This is a genomic window from Oleiagrimonas sp. (assembly GCF_027858935.1).
Classification (GTDB): Bacteria; Pseudomonadota; Gammaproteobacteria; order Xanthomonadales; family Rhodanobacteraceae; genus Oleiagrimonas.
Genome location: NZ_JAQIBU010000120.1, coordinates 1 through 4,520, shown reverse-complemented (window position 1 = coordinate 4,520; position 4,520 = coordinate 1). Strand labels below are relative to the sequence as shown.

At 62.0% G+C, this 4,520-nt stretch carries 3 protein-coding genes and 1 pseudogene; all 4 read left to right on the top strand.

The annotated features are described in order from the left end of the window. Positions 1-447: pseudogene (locus PF446_RS04570) on the top strand (ribosome biogenesis GTPase Der); the annotation flags it as partial. Positions 448-646: 199 nt separating this feature from the next. Beyond that, a complete protein-coding gene (gene folD, locus PF446_RS04565) occupies positions 647-1,513 on the top strand; it encodes a bifunctional methylenetetrahydrofolate dehydrogenase/methenyltetrahydrofolate cyclohydrolase FolD (RefSeq protein ID WP_298070066.1) in 867 nt (288 codons plus the stop codon). Between the two features lie 337 nt (positions 1,514-1,850). Further along, positions 1,851-3,305, top strand: a complete 1,455-nt coding sequence (guaB, locus tag PF446_RS04560) for an IMP dehydrogenase (protein ID WP_298070065.1) — start codon at positions 1,851-1,853, stop codon at positions 3,303-3,305. A 124-nt stretch (positions 3,306-3,429) separates the two neighbouring features. Then, positions 3,430-4,520 (top strand): glutamine-hydrolyzing GMP synthase (gene guaA, locus PF446_RS04555; protein WP_298070064.1); only part of this gene is annotated, 1,091 nt, incomplete at its 3' end.

The following is a 4,520-nucleotide window of genomic DNA, read 5'->3' as shown; positions in this document are numbered from 1 at the left end:
GAGTTTGTGTCCTGGGCGCGGCGCGTGTTCATCTCGGCCAAGCATGGCTCGGGGCTGCGCGAGCTGATGCGCGCCGTGGATCGCGCCCATGCATCGGCCAATGTCGCAATGACATCCTCGCAGGTGACCCGCATCATGGAAAAAGCCTACGAGGCTTACCAGCCACCACTGGTCCGAGGCCATGCGCCAAAGCTGCGATACGCCCATCCGGGGGGGCACAACCCTCCCACCATAGTCATCCACGGCACCCGCACCAAGCACATCGCTCCGGCGTATCGGCGCTATCTGGAAAATACCTACCGCAAGACCTTCAAGCTAGAAGGCACGCCCATACGCATTGAATTGCGCGATAGCGAGAATCCCTATGCCGGCAAGCGCAACGTCCTCACCGAAGGCCAGCAGCGCAAACGCCAACGGATGATCCGCAAGGCCAAAAAACGCAAGTAACGCACAACCCGAAAGGGATAGCGATTGCTTGATCCCACAATCGTGTCGACTGCGGGCATGTTGGCAGGCAAGACCTGGAGCAACGTGACGGCCTCGTGCGAAATACTGTCTGCTGCTTGTGCATCGCGATTCAAGCCATCGGATTTGTGCCACGCTCCATGAACCCGGATAATGCGCGCTTTCACTGGATTGCATGGCCATGACCGCACGTCTTCTCGATGGCAAACGCATCGCCCAGGAACTGCTTGCCCAAGTAGGGCAACGGGTGGCGGAGCGAGTAGCCGCGGGCAGGACGGTGCCCGGACTGGCAGTGATCCTGGTCGGCCAGGATCCGGCTTCGGCCGTGTACGTGCGCAACAAACGTCGTGCCTGCGAACAGGTCGGTTTCCGTTCTTTTGAGCACGACCTGCCGGCCAGCACCACCCAGGCCGAACTTTTTGCCCTGATCGACACGCTCAATTCTGATCCGGCGGTGAACGGCATACTGGTGCAATCTCCGCTCCCGGATCATGTGGACGAAGATGCGCTGGTCGATCGCATCGAACCCTCAAAAGACGTGGATGGCTTCCATGCCACCAACGTCGGGCGACTGGTGTTGCGGCGGCTGGGGCTGCGCCCTTGCACGTCCAAGGGCGTCATGACACTGCTCGGACATACCGACAAACCCGTGCGCGGGCGTGACGCGGTGATCGTGGGTGTATCCAACCATGTCGGACGGCCGTTGGCACTCGAACTCCTGGTCGCCGGCGCTACCGTGACCTGCTGCCACCGGTTCACTCGGAACCTGGCCGAGCATGTCGGTCGTGCGGACATTGTGGTGGTGGCCGTGGGCAAGCCAGGGCTGGTGAAGGGTGACTGGATCAAACCCGGCGCAGTGGTCATTGATGTCGGCATCAATCGCCTTGACGACGGTCGTCTGGTCGGCGATGTCGAGTACGAAGTCGCGCGAGAGCGCGCCTCGTGGATCACGCCGGTCCCCGGTGGGGTAGGGCCGATGACGGTGGCGACGCTGATTGAAAACACCCTGGAAGCCACCGAATCACGTCAGGCACGTTCAGTGGCTTGAAAACTCACCCGACGCACACGCATGCTCGGCTACTGGTGCAGGGCATGGATCCGGGTCCCGGTTCGCGGCGCGGCCGGTGCTGCATCAAGGCCATGCGCAAGAACTTCAGGTTGGGCTCTGCTGAAGCCTGACCTACGCAAGAGGCCGCACGTAATGACAGGCTGCAGGCAAGGGCCACCATACCGAAAGCCCTTCCACGTACCGCTGCCTGCTGCACTGGTGGGCACCTGTGCAGCCGGTTGATGTACTCGAAGTCGGTATACAGATGCTGCCAAAATTGTCCCAGATCCACTCCAATCCAGTACACTAAACCGATTTACCTGCGGGAAAACACGCCATGCGCATCCTTGCCGAGGCACTGACCTACGACGACGTTTACCTCGTCCCCGCCCACTCGACCGTGCTGCCGCGCGATGTGGACACCTCCTCCCGTCTTACACGGGACATCCGCGTCAACGTGCCGATTGTCTCGGCGGCCATGGACACGGTGACCGAGTCGCGACTGGCCATCACCATGGCGCAATGTGGCGGTATAGGCATCATCCACAAGAACATGACCCCCGAACAACAGGCAGCAGAAGTGCGTCTGGTGAAGAAGTTCGAGGCCGGCGTCATCCGCAGCCCGATCACTGTCGGCCCGGATACATCCATCAGCGAGGTGATGCAGATCACCCGTGGCAACAGCATTTCCGGCGTGCCGGTCGTCGATGGCTCCGAACTGGTGGGGATCGTCACCAGCCGTGACCTGCGCTTCGAAAAGAAACACGACGACCCCGTGCGCAACATCATGACCCGCAAGGAGAAGCTGGTCACGGTCAAGGAGGGGGCTGGACATGATGAAGTGCTGGATCTTCTGCACCGGCACCGCATCGAGAAGGTGCTGGTGGTCAACGATGCCTTCCAGCTTCGTGGCCTGATCACCGTCAAGGACATCCAGAAGGCGCGTGACAATCCGCATGCGGCCAAGGACCTGCACGAACGTCTGCGCGTCGGTGCAGCTGTAGGCGTTGGCGGGGATACCGAGGCGCGGGTGGCGGCACTGGTCGAGGCCGGTGTGGACGTGCTGGTGGTCGACACCGCGCATGGTCATTCACAGGGCGTGATCGACCGTGTCTCCTGGGTCAAGAAACAGTTTCCCCAGGTGCAGGTGATCGCTGGCAACATCGTCACGGGCGACGCAGCCCTGGCGCTGCGCGATGCAGGTGCAGACGCGGTCAAGGTCGGCGTCGGCCCCGGCTCGATCTGCACCACCCGCGTGGTCGCCGGCGTCGGTGTGCCGCAGATCACCGCCATCGACTTGGTTGCCACGGCGTTGAAGGAAGACATTCCGTTGATCGCCGACGGTGGCATCCGCTATTCCGGTGACGTTGCCAAGGCCATCGCCGCCGGCGCCTCCAGCGTGATGCTGGGCTCCATGTTCGCGGGCACCGAGGAAGCGCCGGGCGAGGTCGAATTGTTCCAGGGCCGCTCCTACAAAAGCTATCGCGGCATGGGTTCGTTGGGCGCCATGCAGCTTGGCTCCAAGGACCGTTATTTCCAGGAAGAGGCCGACGCCGACAAGCTGGTGCCGGAGGGCATCGAGGGTCGCGTTCCTTATCGAGGTCCGCTGCGCAGCATCGTCCACCAGATGATGGGCGGTTTGCGCGCGTCGATGGGCTATACCGGATGTGCATCCATTGAAGATATGCGCCATAAGGCACAATTTGTGCGTGTGACGGGCAACGGCGTGCTGGAAGCGCATCCGCATGACATCCAGATCATCAAGGAAGCACCGAACTACCGGCTCGATTGATATCCCGACTGCCACCGGGCTCGGCGCGCCGGGACAGCAGGACAGCGCCCCAGGCGTCCTGCTTGCAACTACCACGCTGCACTGACCGGGAGCCCGAGTCCCGGTCCCCGAAACCGAGTCCTGCATGCCCAACATCCACAGCGACAAGATCCTGATCCTCGACTTTGGCTCGCAATATACGCAGCTGATCGCCCGCCGCATTCGTGAAATAGGGATCTACTGCGAGATCTGGGCCTGGGACCATGACCCGACCGAGATCGCGACCTTCGCGCCGAAGGGCATCATCCTCTCCGGCGGTCCGGAGTCGGTGACCGAGGACGACTCGCCGCGTGCTCCACAGGCGGTCTACGACCGCGGCGTTCCGCTGCTGGGCATCTGCTACGGCATGCAATCCATGGCAGTGCAGTTGGGAGGCAAGGTCGAGAGCGAACACCACCGCGAGTTTGGCTACGCCAAGGTTCACGCCACCGAGCCGTGTCGCCTGTTTGACGGCCTGATTGCCAACGCCGGCGAGCTGGACGTGTGGATGTCGCACGGTGATCGTGTCACCACGCTGCCCGAGGGCTTCAGCGGCGTGGCGGCGACCGAATCCGTTCCGCTGGTCGGCATGGCCGATGAGGAACGCCATTATTACGGCTTGCAGTTCCATCCCGAGGTTACCCACACCCAGCGTGGCATGGAAATCCTGCGTCGCTTCGTGGTCGATCTGTGTGCTTGCGACACGCTGTGGACAGCCAGCCACATCATTACCGACAGCGTGCAGCGCGTGCGCGAGCAGGTCGGAAGCGACCGCGTGCTGCTTGGCCTTTCCGGAGGCGTCGATTCTTCGGTGGTCGCGGCGCTGCTGGAAAAGGCCATCGGCAACCAGCTCACCTGCGTATTCGTCGACACCGGGTTATTGCGTTTCAAGGAAGGCGACCAGGTCATGGCCACCATGGCCGAGCACATGGGTGTGCATGTGATCCGCGTCAATGCCGCTGAGCGCTTCTTCAAGGCGCTCAAGGGCGTCCAGGATCCGGAAGCCAAGCGCAAGGTCATTGGTCGCCTGTTCATCGAGGTCTTCGACGAGGAGGCGAAAAAGATTGATGGGGTCAATTGGCTGGCTCAGGGCACCATCTATCCGGACGTGATCGAGTCGGCCGGCGGCAAGACCGGCAAGGCCCATGTGATCAAGAGCCACCATAATGTAGGCGGCTTGCCGGAACGCATGAATCT